Origin of the sequence: Arthrobacter sp. B6 (assembly GCF_001663775.1) — a bacterium.
In the GTDB taxonomy this organism is placed as follows: Bacteria; Actinomycetota; Actinomycetes; order Actinomycetales; family Micrococcaceae; genus Arthrobacter.
In genome coordinates this window covers 1,642,859-1,657,008 of sequence record NZ_KV467168.1, presented here as the reverse complement: position 1 = coordinate 1,657,008, position 14,150 = coordinate 1,642,859, and the positions used below count along the sequence as shown (strand labels likewise).

Sequence of the window (14,150 nt, the reverse complement as noted above, 5' to 3'; positions counted from 1 at the left end):
CGTGGCGCTGGATCTGAAGCCGGCGCCGGGAGGGCGCCGGCAGGCTTTCCGTGTGGCGATGCGCATGGCGCGGCGCGACGTCCGCCGCCATAAAGGGCGTTCCCTCCTCATCATCCTGCTGATCATGCTGCCAGTGGCAGCCATGACCGGTGCGGTGACACTCTTCCAGAGCAGCCAGGAGACGGCGGCGGAGCGTGTGCAGTACCAGCTGGGCGGCACCCAGGCCCGCTTCCGTCCGATGGCGGTGCCAAACGGCCACATGGTCCAGGACCCCGTCGACGAAACCAGGATTGCCTCCTCCAACAACTGGGACCACGACCCTGAATTCAAGCCGAAGGATCCACGGGACCTGGTGCCGGCAGGGTATTCCGTACTGACCGAATCCACCCTGGACCTGACCGCGGGGTCAGGCGCCGCGCAGGTGCCGGTCGTGGGGCGGGCGGTGGACGCCCTCGCCCCGGCTTTCGCGGGAAAGTACACGCTGCTCCAGGGCCGATCGCCCGGAACCGACGCCGAGATGCTGGTTTCGCCGGGCCTGCTGGAACGGTTCGGACTCGGATTGGGGGAGGAACTCGCAACCTCGGCCGGAACTTTTGTGGTGGTTGGGACACTGCGGGATGCTGGCTACTCGGACAGCAATTCCATCGTGTACCTCAAGCCCGGGCAAGGAGGCCTGGGTGAGGATCGGGCGGAGTCCACCGGTTCCGAGCCGTCCGCGGTGGTCAAGTCCACCCTGTACTACCTGGTGGGACCGGAGCCTGTGACGTGGAGCCAGGTCCGGGAGGCCAACGCTGCGGGGGTGGCCGTGCTGTCCAGAAGGGTGGCCCTGAGCCCGCCTCCGCAGGATCAGCGGGGACCGGACGGTACCCCGGTAGAGTCCAACGACGCATCGCAGTTTTCCGCGTACCTCACAGGGGCGTTCCTTGGGGCGATTGCGCTGCTCGAGGTGGGGCTCCTCGCGGGGGCCGCGTTTGCCGTGGGCGCCAAAGGCCAGGTCCGCGAGCTGGCACTCCTGGCGGCCTCGGGGGCAGAGACTCCCACCATCCGCTCCGTGGTGATGGCCGCGGCACTATGGTTGGGCGGCATTGCCGTTGCCGCAGGTGCGGCCACCGGACTGTCCGCCGCCGCCGTCGTCGTTTTTGTGGCGCGCCTCAACGGATCGGTCCGTTTCCCGGGCTTCCATCCGGACACGCTGCTGACTGCTGTGGCGATGCTGATGGGCTTCACTGCGTGCCTGCTTGCCGCCCTGGCTCCGGCGCGGCAGGTGGCGCGCCAGGCCGTCCTCGGTGCGCTCAAATCCGGGCGGGCACCCCTCACGGCAGGCAAACGGCCAGCCGTCCTGGGAGCAGCACTGCTCGGCCTGGCCGCAGCCGCGTTGGCAGCAAGTAACTGGCTGGCCCTAACCAGCGAAGACCCGGACGTTTTCATCTCCCGGACGCCGGTTATTGCCTGGTTCCTGCTTGGCGGTGCGGTGCTTGGCGTTGTGTCGCTGGTCCTGCTGACCGGCACCGTTGTGGCTTTCCTGGCCGGCCGGGCAGGGGCGCTGCCGCTCGCTGCACGTATGGCAGCCCGGGATTCTTCACGCAACCGCAGCCGGACGGTGCCGGCGGTTGCCGCCGTCCTCGCTGCCGCCACGCTTGCCAGCGCCGCGATGGTCCTGGCTTCCAGCCAGCAGGCGAACGAACAGGAGAACCACTACTGGTCAGCCCTGAGGAACCAGACGGTGGTACCCCTGTTTGCCGGCCAGCCCATGCTGGCAGACGGGACCATGCCGGAGCCGAAACAGATGGATCCCGGCTTGGTGGCATCAGCGTTGGGCGGCGCCCTTGACACGGTCGAGTGGACCCGTGTGCTGAGGACGCCCGGTATCCGCAACTGCGAGATGCGCCCCGAGCTCTTGGACATGTCCCCGGCGCAGACCCCGACGTCCAGCTGCCTGGAATATTCGCTCGCCGTGCCGGAAGGCAACGAGTGCCCGGAGACTGCCGGCCAGCGTGTCCTCGATCCCGATGACTGGCGCTGCCAGGGTGCGATGCGGCCCTATGCGAGCCACGGTAGTGCCGGCTCGATCGTGGTCGGGACCGTGGACGACGTGGAGGCACTCCTGGGAAAGGCGCCGACGGAGGAAGCACGCGACGTATTGGCCGCCGGCGGGATGGTGGTGACCAATCCCGTGTTCGTCCGCGACGGGCACGCGGCCCTGGTCGCGCAGGATGTGCGAAAACCCCTGCCCGGGGTCACCAATGCACAAGCTTTCCAGGGTTACCAGGAAGAAGGCAGGACAAACGTTGCGGCGGCGGTGCTGGAACCGGACGTCAAGGTTCCTTACTACGGGATCCTGTCCCATGAAGCTGCAGCCGCGGCGGGAATGCGCGTGGAAAGTGGCGCCCTCCTGGTCCAACTTAGTGCCTTTCCTGAGGCTGCCCAGACGGATAAGGCGTCCTCCGCCCTCGCCATCGTCTTTGGGAACCAGTTCACGTCAATTCATGTGGAGCGCGGTGCGGAACGGGATGCTTCCCTGATTCTCTGGTCCATTGTCGGGCTGGGGGCGCTGATCACCCTCAGCGCGGCGGGTATCACGACGGGCTTGTCCATGGCGGACTCGCGGAAAGACCATGTGACTCTCGCAGGGGTGGGGGCAGCCCCCGGACTACGGAAGGCGCTCGCAGGTTCGCAGGCCCTGATGACGGCCGGGCTGGGAACCGTGCTGGGAAGCGTGGCGGGAATAGTGCCCGCAATTCTGGTGGTGACGGCCACCGGGCTGGCGCGGACCCCCGTCGTCCCCTGGCTCCAGCTTGCCGCGCTGCTGCTGGCCGTGCCACTGACGGGAGCCGCCTTGGCCTGGCTGTTCACGCGTGCGAGGCTGCCGATATCCCGCCGGGAGGTCGGCACCTGATTCGCAGTGCACAGGGAACTGGACGAACATGTGCGGAATTAGGTCACACAGTTGGGTCTTTTTGATTGGGCCGAACCGGCCTACCGTGGGAGGCAGGACGCTGTCCACCCCGGGCAGCCGGAATACGGAGGAACCTCTTATGACAACACATGTTGCCGATTGCAGTGTTACCCGTTGCTCCTTCAACGACCACGAAGGCTGCACGGCCCACGCCATCACGGTCGCGGGAAGTACTGACCACGCCAGCTGCGCCACCTTCATTGACACCGGCATGCACGGCGGGCTGCCAAAGGTCCTGGCAGATGTTGGAGCGTGCCAGCGCTCCGAGTGTGTCCACAATGACCATCTGATGTGTAATGCCGCTGAAGTCCACGTTGGCCCCGGGGTTGACAACGCGGATTGCCTCACTTACTCACACGCGTAGAAACCCGAACACGAAGAAGCAGCCCGCCGAACCCGGCTCCGAACCGGGACCAAACGTGCAGAAGGCCTCCGTCCGGGAAACCTTGGACGGAGGCCTTCCGTGCGCCCGGGAGGGCATACTTCCCGACGGTTCTTTGGCGGCTTTGGCGGCAGTCGCTCTGCGCTCCTCGGCCGTCGCTCGGCGCTCCGTCCCCGCCGTTCACCGCAGCGACACGCAGCCCGGGGGCGAAGCAGGCTTTCTGTTGCCATGGCATTGGTAGGGTGCCTTGGAGCAAATCACTGATGCAGGAGATCTCAAGGAGGAGACATGGCCGGAATGCCAGACGAACTGGGCGGCCCGCAGCCCGGGGGTGGCCAACTGGCCACCGATCCAAAGCTGCCGGCAACTGCGGTGGACGACGCCGCCCGCGAGGCCGAAGACAAAAACTGGACCCCCGCCAAAATTGCCCTCTGGGCTGCCATCGCCCTCCTCGGCGGCATCGCCTGGTTCATGGTGGCCATTATCCGGGGCGAGACGGTCAATGCGATCTGGTTTGTGTTCGCTTCCGTCTGTACGTACCTCATCGGATACCGCTTCTATTCGAAAGTCATCGAGCGGTACATCACCAAGCCGGATGACCGGCGTGCCACGCCCGCTGAGTACAAGGCCGATGGCAGGGACTACGTCCGCACCGACCGCAATGTCCTGTTCGGCCACCATTTCGCCGCGATTGCCGGGGCCGGTCCGCTGGTTGGCCCCATCATCGCCGCCCAGATGGGATACCTCCCGGGCACCATTTGGATTATTGTCGGCGTGGTCCTGGCCGGAGCTGTCCAGGACTACCTCGTGATGTTCTTCTCCATGCGCCGCGGCGGACGTTCCCTGGGCCAGATGGCACGTGAGGAACTGGGCGTCATAGGCGGCACCGCTGCCCTGGTTGCCACGCTCCTCATCATGGTGATCATCGTCGCCATCCTGGCGCTCGTCGTTGTGAACGCACTGGGGGAAAGCCCCTGGGGCGTCTTCTCTGTGGGTTTGACCATTCCTATCGCGCTCTTCATGGGCGTCTACCTTCGCTTCCTCAGGCCCGGCAAGGTCATGGAAGTGTCGCTTATTGGATTCGTGCTGCTCATGGCCGCCATTATCGGCGGTGGCATCGTAGCCGAAACGGAATGGGGCGCTGCGTTCTTCTCGCTGGACAAGGTGACCATTGCCTGGGGCCTCATTGTGTATGGCTTCATCGCGGCCATACTTCCGGTCTGGCTCCTGCTGGCACCCCGTGACTACCTCTCAACGTTCATGAAGATCGGCGTGATCGTTATGCTCGCGCTGGCCATTATTGTGGTCCGCCCGGAAATCACTGTGCCGGCCTTCAGCGAATTCGCAAGCAGGGACAACGGACCGGTCTTCCCCGGCGCCTTGTTCCCGTTCCTCTTTGTCACCATCGCCTGCGGCGCGTTGTCGGGGTTCCACGCCCTGATCGCTTCCGGAACCACGCCCAAGCTCATCGAAAAGGAGCGGCAGACCCGCTTTATCGGTTACGGCGGGATGCTGATGGAGTCGTTCGTGGCCATCATGGCCCTCGTCGCGGCGATCTCCATAGACCGCGGACTCTACTTCGCGATGAATGCCCCCGTCGCGCTGACCGGGGGTACCGTGGAAACGGCTGCCACCTGGGTCAACAGCCTGGGTCTGGCCGGCGTGAACATCAGCCCGGACCTGCTGTCCGAGACAGCCAGGAACGTCGGCGAGGAGAGCATCGTCTCCCGGACAGGCGGCGCCCCCACCTTGGCCGTCGGTTTGGCACATATCATGCAGCAGTTCATCGGTGGCACGGCGATGATGGCCTTCTGGTACCACTTCGCCATCATGTTCGAAGCGCTGTTCATCCTCACCGCGGTCGACGCCGGGACGCGGGTGGCACGCTTTATGTTGCAGGATTCCATCGGCAACTTTGCCCCGAAGTTCAAGGAACACTCCTGGCGCCCCGGTGCCTGGCTGTGTACAGCCATTATGGTGGGCGCCTGGGGTGCGGTGCTCCTGATGGGTGTTACGGATCCCCTCGGCGGGATCAACACCCTGTTCCCGCTGTTCGGGATCGCCAACCAGTTGCTGGCGGCCATTGCCTTGTCCGTCTGCCTGGCCATCGTCGCCAAACGTGGAACCTTCAAGTACCTCTGGATTGTTGCCCTGCCGTTGGCCTTCGCTGCGGTGGTCACCATCACGGCCAGTTTCCAGAAGATCTTCTCACCGGTCCCGGCTGTGGGTTATTTCGCGAACAACGCGGCCTTCTCCAAGGCCCTTGGGGATGGCAAGACCGAATTCGGTTCGGCCAAGACCGTGGCCGCAATGGAAGCCGTGGTCCGTAACACTGCCATTCAGGGCTGGCTGTCAGTCATCTTTGTGGTGTTGAGCATCATCGTTATTGTCACCGCGATCCTGGCCACAGCCAGGGCCTTCCGCAATCACCGGGCCGGAATTGCCAACAAGGACCACGAGGATGAGGCGCGGGCGTCCAGGGTCTTCGCGCCCGCGGGGCTCATCCCCACGCCGGCGGAACGGGAACTGGTGGCTGAATGGAACGAACTGCCGGCCGACCTCAGGTTCGAAAGGGCCGGGCACCACTGATGGGGGCCGGTCTGTCCGCCATCGTAACGGGATTCCGCGGATTTTCCCGTTACCTCGGCGGTGTCCTGGGTGCGGACGCGTACTCCAAGTACGTGGAATACCACCGCGGGACAGGACACCATGAGCCGCCACTGTCCGAACGTGAGTTCTGGCGGGACCGCACGGACCGGCAGGACTCCACCCCCCAGGGCAGGTGCTGCTGAATTGACGGGCCTGCCCATGGGGGTTGGGATCCGCAGGCTCGGTCGGGAGGATGCGGAGCTCTTCAACGAACTGTCCGAGGCTGACAACCTGTTTGACGAGGACCCGTCCGGGGCGCCGTCGGGGGCATTAACGCTCGACGGCGCCCGGGCCTTCCTTGCCGATCCGTCCGTGCTCTTTTGGGTCGCCGAGGCCGGCACGCTGACTGTGGGCTTCCTGCACTGCATTGTGCAGCGCCGGCGCACCGCCGGCCCCTGGGCCGAGCTATTGCTGATGGAGATGGGCGTCCATGCCCACTGGCGGCGCCAGGGAGTCGGTACTGCCCTGGTGTCAGCCATGGAGCTCTGGATGGCGGAGAACGACGTGTTGGACGTTTGGGTTCCGGCGAACACCTATGCGGTGGGTTTCTACCTGAAAGCCGGGTTCACTGCGGACGAGGGCGCGATTCTGGTCAAGCAGCTTCATTGACTGGCTTTGCGGCCGCTGGCTCATGAGAGTATGAACGCATGGGCGATCAGACAGACACTCAGCCATCAGAGGAGCTCCCTGTTGAGGGAACAACTGTGGAGGGTACACCCCTCGAGGCCGCGGGACCGCCTGTGCCGGCTGACGGCCGGCCGGCTGACGGCGCGAAATCGAAGGCGAGCCTGCAGGACCTGGTGGATGAACCTGCGAAAGTCATGCGGATCGGCACCATGATCCGGCAGCTGCTGGAGGAAGTTAAGGCTGCGCCCCTGGACGACGCCGCCCGGGGACGCCTGGCGGAGATCCACGAGCGCTCCATTAAGGAGCTGGAAGACGGGCTTGCTCCGGAGCTGGTGGAGGAACTGGAACGGATCAGCCTGCCTTTCCCTGACGACGCCGCCCCTTCCGATGCCGAGCTCCGCATCGCCCAGGCCCAGCTGGTGGGTTGGCTGGAAGGCCTGTTCCACGGCATTCAGACCGCCATCGCAGCCCAGCACGCCGCGAGGGAGCATGCGGCAGCCCAGCTCCAGCTCAGGCAGCTTCCGCCGGGAACAGTGATTGCTCCCGGCGTGGTTATTGGTGAAAACGGCGAGCCTCAGCGTGCCTCGGCGGCAGCCCAAAGCCACACCCCCGGGAAACCGGGACAGCCGCAGGACCCGGACCACGGTCCCGGCCAGTACCTGTAGGTTCTTTTTGGGATTCTTTACCGCCGCCCGCCAGGGGCGCAAAGACGACGCCGAACTCGGCAAGGGCCTGTGGCGCCGGGCCCACGACAGGTTCCATCGTGGCCTTGACCGGTATCACCAGGTGCTGGAGGGCGTCGAGGACGACCAGCTGTACGCCGAACTGGTTGATATCGCCAACGAACTGGCAGAACTCCTGGAACGGGTCCGCGTGATCTGCGTGGAGGCCCAGCGCCGTTCGCCCAGCGATGGCCTGGATATTCCGGGACCACTCGCCGGTGTCCACCGGTCCCTGTCCAAGGCCGGAAATTCGTTGGCCACCACCGCAGAGGCCGCCGCGATGCTGCGGCTCGCCGTCGGGCCGGTACCGGTGGGGGCCGCGTCCGTGCGGCGGCGCGCGGAGTCAGTGTTCGAACAGGTGGCCGACGCCGAACGCCGTCTCGCCGAGGACACTGCCGGTCTCTAGCCGGAGAGTATTCCCGGTTACGCGTGTGGCTTAGCGGGCGCCGTTTCGCTTCGGCCTGGGGCGATCGTTTGGCACTATGGCGGAATGACTTCTACCCCCACACTCACTTTTAACGACGGACACACCATTCCCCAGCTCGGTTATGGTGTGTGGCAGGTTGAGGACGGTGTCGCGGAGAAGGTGGTCCGCCAGGCATTCGAGGCGGGCTTCCGCCACATCGACACCGCCAAGATCTACGGCAACGAGGCGGGAGTTGGCCGCGCGGTTGCATCTTCCGGCCTTTCCGCGGAGGACATCTTCATCACCACCAAGCTGTGGAACGCGGACCAGGGCTACGACACCACACTGGCGGCCTTCGAGGAGTCCTTGGACCGGCTGGGCCTGCAATCCCTGGATCTGTACCTCATCCACTGGATGCAGCCTCAGCAGGACAAGTACGTGGACACTTGGAAAGCTTTGATTGAACTCCAGAAGCGTGGCCGGGTGCGGTCCATCGGTGTTTCGAACTTCACGGCTGAAGGCCTGCAGCGGCTTATCGACGAATCCGGCGTGGTTCCGGCCATTCACCAGATTGAACTGCACCCGTATTTCAGCCAGCGGGAACTGCGTGACTTCGGTGCGTCCAAGGGAATCCTGACCCAGGCGTGGTCTCCGCTGGGCCAGGGCGGGGAGCTCCTGGAGGATGCAACCGTGACTGCCATTGCCGCCAAGCACCGGGCCACGCCGGCCCAGGTGGTTATTGCCTGGCACCTGGCGCTGGGGAACGTGGTCATCCCCAAGTCCGTGACGGAGTCCCGCATCCGTGAAAACTTTGCGGCGTTGGAGATCACCCTCGACGACGGCGATGTCCAAGCCATCAACGGTCTGGACCGGACTGCCCGCGGCGAGGGCCGCATGGGTCCGGATCCTGCCGTTTCCGACTTCGCTTAAAGCAGGCCTGAGAGGCACAGCGCTCCCTGGCGGAGTGCCGCCGGCCCCGTCCATCCCGGCTAGGCCGGATTGGGCGGGGCTTCCTGCTTTAGGCGGCGATCCGTGCCTGCTCGATGGCGACCGCGTCAATCACGGCCCATGAGTCCTCGCTGGAGCAGGTGCGGTCAGCGAAGCGCGCCGCTTCTTCCCGCGTGTCAAAGCTCTCTGCCCGGATCCGGCCGCAGTCGGCGTCGAAGTAGGTGACGTGAAATTCCTGAACGAGTTGGGTTTCCATAAATCCAGTGTGCAACCGGGGTCTGACAATAACGGAGCATCAGGGCCGCGTGTTGCCCAACCGGAGGACACGTTCATGCGCCAGCATTGCAGACCGCTGGGCTTTGTCCGCTGCGCGCGCCGCCTGTTTGGTTTCCGCTGCAACAGTTTCCTTCAGCTTTCGCGTGCGTTCCAGCTGTTCCTCCGTGGATTTGAGCCGGGCCCGGAGTTCCTTTGCTTCGTGTGCCAGCCGCTTGTGGTCAGCCTCCGCCGCTTCCAGCTCTTCGAGCCGCTCCTGCGCCTGTCGGGTTGCCTCATCGGCGGCTTCAGCCGCCACGCGTTCCGCTGCCTGGGCCTTTTCCAGGGCCGACGGCGACGCTGGCCGTGGTGCCTGGCGGACCGCCTGCAGGCGTGGCTTGTCTGACGCTGCGGCGGCCGGGACATCCGCCGTCGTGGCCGGCCGGCCCTTAGGGGCCTTGTCCCTGACAGCACTGACCTTCTTGGCGCTGGTTTCCTCGCCCCTGGCTGGTGCGGGGGACAGTCCAGGTTCCGCGGCCCGGGGCGCGGCGACGGCACCGGGCACCGCCACGGCACCGTCGAGGTCAACGGTATCCACGCCGTCGGCCGAAAGGATCTGCAGCAGGCGCCCGCTCTGGACTGCGGCAGCGGCGCCTTCATCGGCCGTCACCGCCCGCAGTGTCTCTTCGACGCCGGTTGCCACGGCTCCGCTGATGCGTCGCCCGTGCTGCTCCGCGACGGAACAGGCAGCATCGACAGCGGCAGCCAGCAGCGTCCTGCGTTCCCGGCCCAAGTCCCTCATCCCGGCCGCGTCGAGGGAGGACTGGGCAGCCCGCATCCGACCGCCGAGTTCGTTGAGCTGATGCAGGATGTCCGGCTGGTGTGCGGCGAGCATGTTGACGGCCCAGGCAGCCACCGAAGGCTTAGGCAGGGCTTTCACGGCGGCCGGCAGTCCTTCTGTGGTTCCGGCGGCCTCCTTCGCCGCCGCTGTGCGGGCTGCTATGAACTCGTCGAGCGGCAGCGCGTAGAGTGCATTGGCGATGCCGGCCAGCTCTTCGTCATCCATGACGCCATCATAGGCATCACCAGCCTACGGCCCCGAGCTGCCAGTCACATGCCGGAAATGGATGCCGTCCGGCGGGTTCCTTGAAGCGGCGGCCCTTGAGTAGACGGAAGCCTTCACCCGCGGACCTTCCTGGGCCGCAGCCGGCGTTGCCGCAGGGTTGCTCCGGTTAGCGGGCGGACGCGGCGCCATGGCCTGTGCGGACGGCGGTCAGCTTCGGCGGGAGGGGGAGCCGAAGCCACCAGTGAGGACCCGTTCCGGTGGCGGCGCAGCCGCAGGACGATGAACACAGTCAAGCCGATCCAGACGAAGGCGACACCGAAGACCAGGATCACCGCAGGAATCGCATCCATGGCTCAGTGTAGGCGCGGGGAAGACTGTATGTTCCGCTCGACTGCAAGGGTTATCAACACGTGATTGCAGCGATGTGGCCGTTACCCGTTCATGACCTAAGTGTGCCCTGGCGCTAAGCAGGGGTTCTGGCTTAACCAGCGAAAAACCCCGGAAACCCCTAAATTTAGGGGCTGTCCGGGGTTTATCCCGAGCTTCCTATCAGAATCGAACTGATGACCTTTTCATTACGAGTGAAACGCTCTACCGACTGAGCTAAGGAAGCACCGCATGCGGTAACCGGACGAATCCGGCTGGTTCATGCAAGAGTCAACTGTAATAGAGTTCCGGCGCCCGGGTCAAAATGGGCGCCGCACCGTGCTCAGCAGACTGTGTTGTCCGCCGGAACCTTGCCCTCAACGAGGTAGCTGTCCACGGCATCACCGATGCAGCTGTTGGCACGGCCATAGGCCGTGTGCCCTTCACCCCGCCAAGTCAGCAGGGAGGCGTTTCCCAGCTGCTTGCGAAGGGACGTGGCCCATTCCACGGGGGTGGCAGGGTCGCCAGTCGTCCCGATGACCACGATGGAGGATTCGCCGGTGTATTCCACAGGGGCCGGTGTGCGCACGCTCTTGTGCGGCCAGTCCACGCAGTTCGTGCCGCCATAGGCAAAGAAGTATCCCAGGGTGGGGGAGTCTGCCATGAGCCGCTGTTGCTCGGCGCGCATCCCCGCGGTATCGGAGACCATTGGGTAGTCCAGGCAGTTGATGGCATTGAACGCAAAGGTTGAGTTGGACGAGTAGGTTCCGTTGGACGTGCGGTCGGCGCCGAGGTCGGCGAGCCGCAGCATCAGGCTCACGTCACCGGTCATGGCAGCGTCGAGGGCCTGGGTCAGGGCGGGCCAGCTTGCGTCGTTGTACAGCGGGGTGATGAGTCCGCTGACGAACATGGTGGCGTTCACCAGACGACCGTCCTTCGCCGTCCGCGGCGTCTGCTGGACCGCACCAATAAGGTCGCGGATCTGCTGGACGCCGCTGTCCACAGTACCGCTCAGGGGACAGCCGTCTTCCTGGAGGCAGTCAGCGACATAGGATCTGATGGCCTTCTCGAAGGCGCGGGCCTGGCCACTGGTGAGCTCTTCGTTGCTGATGGACGGATCCAGGGCCCCGTCCAGCACCATGCGGCCCACGTTGTTGGGGAAGAGCGACGCATACGTGGACCCGAGGAAGGTGCCGTAGGAGTAGCCCAGGTAGTTCAGCTTATCGTCGTTGACCACCGCGCGCAGGACGTCAAGGTCCTTGGCCGAGCTGACAGTGTCGATCAGTCCCAGGGCCGGACCTGTCTGCTCGGCGCACTGTGCAGCGATAACCTTGTTGTCCGCTAAGGCGGCCGCCAGCCCGGCATCGGTGTCGAGGGCATAGATCTTGGCGCGGGCGGCGTCGCGTTCGGCGTCGGACATGCAGGTGACGGGCGAGGACCGCTTTACGCCGCGGGGATCGAATCCCACGAGGTCGTAGCCGTCCCGCACTGGCTTTGAGAAATGCGTCCCCGCGGCATCCTTGACGAAGTCGTAGCCCGAGGCGCCCGGTCCGCCGGGATTGACCAACAGGGTTCCGGACTTTTTGCCCGTGCTCGCGGCCTTCAAGGCGGCAATCTGGATCGTCCCGCCGTCGGGCTTTTTATAGTCCAGGGGCACCGTGACCTTGGCACACTGGAAGCCGTTTTCGCAGGGCTCCCAGACGACCTCCTGTGAGTAGAACGACTCGAGTCCCTCCGGTGCCGTGGCTACAATCGACGGATCTGCCTTGGCGGTGGCGGTGCCCTGCTCCTGCTGCCCGCCGTCAAGAAGGGTGCAGGAGGCCAGCACCATGGCCAGGACCAGGGCGCCGGCGGCCCGTACTCCATTCCCCCGGAATCGGGGGCGTACGGGCAGGGGGCGAGCAGTCATCGAGAGGTCTCCTTGTAAGGGGCTAGATCAGGCTGGCTGCCATGGACTCAACGGTCAACAGCGGTGCAACGTTGGTGGTGGTGATGCGCTCCCGCGCTTTGTTGATCGCATCCATGCGGGCGAGGGTGGTCTCCGGGGTGGACCGGGAGGCGAACTCCTCCAGTTCACCCCTAAGCTCAACGTTCACCAGCTCCACAGCATTCCCGAGCTGGATAATCAATACGTCCCGGTAGAAGGACAGCAGGTCAGTCAGGGTCCGGTCGAGGGAATCCGTGATGGACCGCTTGGCGCGCCGCTTCTGGTCGTCTTCGAGCTGTTTCACCTGGCTCCGCATGGCCGGCGGCAGGGTCCCGGATTCGGGCGCACCCAATGTTGCCAGCAGTGCGGCCTTCTCGGCGGCGTCCCGCTCTTCGTTGGAGCTGTTCGCCTCGGCCGTGGCGATCTTCACCAGCTTTTCGGCCATCATCACAGCGGCGGTGACGCCGCGCAGCCCCAGCGGGAACTTCACCGTTTCCAGCCGGCGCTGCCGGGCTTCGGGGTCGCGGGCCAGACGCCGGGCTATCCCAACATGGCTTTGAGCCGCCCGGGCGGCCTGTTCTGCGAGCGACGGATCAACGCCGTCGCGCTTGACCAGCAGGGCGGCCACGTCAGCGGCAGGGGGCAGGCGGAGTGCCACGGCGCGGCAGCGGGAGCGGATGGTCACCAACACGTCCGCGGGCGACGGTGCACAGAGCATCCAGATAGTCCGCGGCGTGGGTTCTTCGATGGCTTTCAGCAGCACGTTGGTGGTGCGTTCGGCCATCCGGTCCGCGTCCTCCACCACGATGATCCGCCAACGGCCTGACGACGGCCTGTTCCCCGCTGTTGAAACGAGCTCCCGTGCCTCGTCAATGGTGATGGTGACCTTCTCCGTCCGGACGAACGTCACGTCGGAGTGTGTCTCGCCGAGGATGGTCAGGCAGGCGGGACATGTTCCGCAGCCGCGGCGGGTCACGTCCTCCTGGTCGCAGTTCAGGGCCGCGGCGAACGCCTTGGCTGCATTGGAACGCCCAGAGCCCGGCGGGCCAGTGAACAGCCAGGCGTGGGTCAGCCCGTCGCCGAGGGATGCCTGCCGGAGCTGTTCGACGACGGCGGGCTGGCCCTGGAGGTCGTCCCAGACCGTCATGCCGCTCCCCGGCCCGAGGAAGCGAGCAGCGCGTCCACGCGGGCCAGGATCCGTGCGGCAAGCTCCGCCACAGCCAGGTGAGCGGGCAGGACGAGGTAGGCATCAGGGCGGGACGCCGCGAGCTGGAGGAACGCTTCCCTGATCAGTGAATGGAATTCGTCTGCCTCGGATTCCAGGCGGTCCTCGGCAGCATCCCCTGCGGTGCGGCGGCGGCGGCCGTCCGCGGGGTCAACATCCAGCAGGACCGTCAGGTCAGGCTGGAGGCCCTCGGTGGCCCATTCGTTGAGCGAAAGGACCGCCTCGGTGCCAAGCGCACGGCCGGCACCCTGGTACGCCACTGAGGAATCGATGTAGCGGTCAGTGAGGACAATGTCGCCGCGTTCCAGCGCGGGACGAATGACCTGGCCGGCGTGGGCGGCGCGTGAAGCTGCGAAGATGAGCGCCTCGGTGTGGGCATCGATGTGGCCGTTGCCGTGGTCCAGCACCAGGGAGCGGAGCTTCTCGCCGATGGGCGTACCACCAGGCTCGCGGGTCCGCAGCACTTTCAGGCCGCGGGATTCCAGGGCTTCGGCGAGCCGGGCCGCCTGCGTGGACTTGCCGGCGCCGTCGCCGCCTTCAAACGCGATAAATAGCCCGGGGCTCTGGATAGTCACTTAACAAGCCTACCGACCCCACTGACATTCCCCGACTGGACGCCCATCC

14 protein-coding genes and 1 tRNA gene are annotated in these 14,150 nt (G+C 65.4%); 8 read left to right on the top strand and 7 right to left on the bottom strand.

Translation table 11 applies throughout. From position 1 onward, the window contains the following. The first annotated feature begins 1 nt into the window (after position 1). From AU175_RS07140 to AU175_RS07105, 8 genes are all read left to right on the top strand, one after another. Positions 2-2,896, top strand: a complete 2,895-nt coding sequence (locus AU175_RS07140; RefSeq protein ID WP_066287026.1) for an FtsX-like permease family protein — start codon at positions 2-4, stop codon at positions 2,894-2,896. Between the two features lie 139 nt (positions 2,897-3,035). Further along, the gene (locus AU175_RS07135) at positions 3,036-3,320 is read left to right on the top strand and encodes a DUF1540 domain-containing protein (protein WP_066287024.1); all 285 of its coding nucleotides are present in this window, start codon (positions 3,036-3,038) and stop codon (positions 3,318-3,320) included. 306 nt (positions 3,321-3,626) lie between these two features. Beyond that, positions 3,627-5,927 (top strand): carbon starvation CstA family protein, encoded by a 2,301-nt coding sequence (locus tag AU175_RS07130; protein WP_066287022.1) that lies wholly within the window; start codon positions 3,627-3,629, stop codon positions 5,925-5,927. After that, the gene (locus AU175_RS07125; RefSeq protein ID WP_066287021.1) at positions 5,927-6,130 is read left to right on the top strand and encodes a YbdD/YjiX family protein; all 204 of its coding nucleotides are present in this window, start codon (positions 5,927-5,929) and stop codon (positions 6,128-6,130) included. Before AU175_RS07130 ends, AU175_RS07125 begins: the two co-directional genes overlap by 1 nt. A gap of 16 nt (positions 6,131-6,146) precedes the next feature. Continuing rightward, positions 6,147-6,596 carry a GNAT family N-acetyltransferase gene (locus AU175_RS07120; RefSeq protein WP_197497059.1) on the top strand — a complete coding sequence of 150 codons (450 nt, stop codon included), beginning with the start codon at positions 6,147-6,149 and terminating at the stop codon, positions 6,594-6,596. Between the two features lie 38 nt (positions 6,597-6,634). Then, positions 6,635-7,279 (top strand): bacterial proteasome activator family protein, encoded by a 645-nt coding sequence (locus AU175_RS07115; RefSeq protein WP_066287016.1) that lies wholly within the window; start codon positions 6,635-6,637, stop codon positions 7,277-7,279. A gap of 7 nt (positions 7,280-7,286) precedes the next feature. Continuing rightward, the gene (locus tag AU175_RS07110) at positions 7,287-7,742 is read left to right on the top strand and encodes a hypothetical protein (protein ID WP_066287014.1); all 456 of its coding nucleotides are present in this window, start codon (positions 7,287-7,289) and stop codon (positions 7,740-7,742) included. Positions 7,743-7,826: 84 nt separating this feature from the next. Next, positions 7,827-8,672 (top strand): aldo/keto reductase, encoded by an 846-nt coding sequence (locus AU175_RS07105; RefSeq protein WP_066287012.1) that lies wholly within the window; start codon positions 7,827-7,829, stop codon positions 8,670-8,672. A gap of 88 nt (positions 8,673-8,760) precedes the next feature. On the opposite strand, the gene AU175_RS07100 is transcribed toward AU175_RS07105, so the two are convergent. The 7 genes from AU175_RS07100 to tmk form a co-directional block, all read right to left on the bottom strand. After that, the gene (locus AU175_RS07100) at positions 8,761-8,946 is read right to left on the bottom strand and encodes a hypothetical protein (RefSeq protein WP_066287011.1); all 186 of its coding nucleotides are present in this window, start codon (positions 8,944-8,946) and stop codon (positions 8,761-8,763) included. Between the two features lie 39 nt (positions 8,947-8,985). After that, positions 8,986-10,008: a hypothetical protein gene (locus AU175_RS07095; protein ID WP_066287010.1), complete on the bottom strand. Its 1,023-nt coding sequence runs from the start codon at positions 10,006-10,008 to the stop codon at positions 8,986-8,988. Between the two features lie 113 nt (positions 10,009-10,121). Further along, entirely contained in the window at positions 10,122-10,358 is a 237-nt protein-coding gene (locus AU175_RS07090; protein WP_066287008.1) for a hypothetical protein, read from the bottom strand. 190 nt (positions 10,359-10,548) lie between these two features. Then, positions 10,549-10,621: transfer RNA gene (locus AU175_RS07085), tRNA-Thr, on the bottom strand. Between the two features lie 96 nt (positions 10,622-10,717). Continuing rightward, the gene (locus AU175_RS07080; RefSeq protein WP_066287006.1) at positions 10,718-12,283 is read right to left on the bottom strand and encodes an alpha/beta hydrolase; all 1,566 of its coding nucleotides are present in this window, start codon (positions 12,281-12,283) and stop codon (positions 10,718-10,720) included. 22 nt (positions 12,284-12,305) lie between these two features. Continuing rightward, positions 12,306-13,448 (bottom strand): DNA polymerase III subunit delta', encoded by a 1,143-nt coding sequence (locus AU175_RS07075; protein WP_066287005.1) that lies wholly within the window; start codon positions 13,446-13,448, stop codon positions 12,306-12,308. Beyond that, on the bottom strand, positions 13,445-14,101 hold the full coding sequence (tmk, locus tag AU175_RS07070) for a dTMP kinase (RefSeq protein ID WP_066287004.1): 657 nt from the start codon (positions 14,099-14,101) through the stop codon (positions 13,445-13,447). Before tmk ends, AU175_RS07075 begins: the two co-directional genes overlap by 4 nt. Positions 14,102-14,150 lie beyond the last annotated feature (49 nt).

Excerpts from the sequence above, each read along its gene's own strand:
- AU175_RS07135 (WP_066287024.1), top strand. The coding sequence starts at position 3,036 with ATGACAACACATGTTGCCGATTGCAGTGTTACCCGTTGCTCCTTCAAC.
- AU175_RS07130 (WP_066287022.1), top strand. The coding sequence starts at position 3,627 with ATGGCCGGAATGCCAGACGAACTGGGCGGCCCGCAGCCCGGGGGTGGC.
- AU175_RS07125 (WP_066287021.1), top strand. The coding sequence starts at position 5,927 with ATGGGGGCCGGTCTGTCCGCCATCGTAACGGGATTCCGCGGATTTTCC.
- AU175_RS07120 (WP_197497059.1), top strand. The coding sequence starts at position 6,147 with ATGGGGGTTGGGATCCGCAGGCTCGGTCGGGAGGATGCGGAGCTCTTC.
- AU175_RS07115 (WP_066287016.1), top strand. The coding sequence starts at position 6,635 with ATGGGCGATCAGACAGACACTCAGCCATCAGAGGAGCTCCCTGTTGAG.
- AU175_RS07105 (WP_066287012.1), top strand. The coding sequence starts at position 7,827 with ATGACTTCTACCCCCACACTCACTTTTAACGACGGACACACCATTCCC.
- AU175_RS07100 (WP_066287011.1), bottom strand. The coding sequence starts at position 8,946 with ATGGAAACCCAACTCGTTCAGGAATTTCACGTCACCTACTTCGACGCC.
- AU175_RS07095 (WP_066287010.1), bottom strand. The coding sequence starts at position 10,008 with ATGGATGACGAAGAGCTGGCCGGCATCGCCAATGCACTCTACGCGCTG.
- AU175_RS07090 (WP_066287008.1), bottom strand. The coding sequence starts at position 10,358 with ATGGATGCGATTCCTGCGGTGATCCTGGTCTTCGGTGTCGCCTTCGTC.
- AU175_RS07080 (WP_066287006.1), bottom strand. The coding sequence starts at position 12,283 with ATGACTGCTCGCCCCCTGCCCGTACGCCCCCGATTCCGGGGGAATGGA.
- AU175_RS07075 (WP_066287005.1), bottom strand. The coding sequence starts at position 13,448 with ATGACGGTCTGGGACGACCTCCAGGGCCAGCCCGCCGTCGTCGAACAG.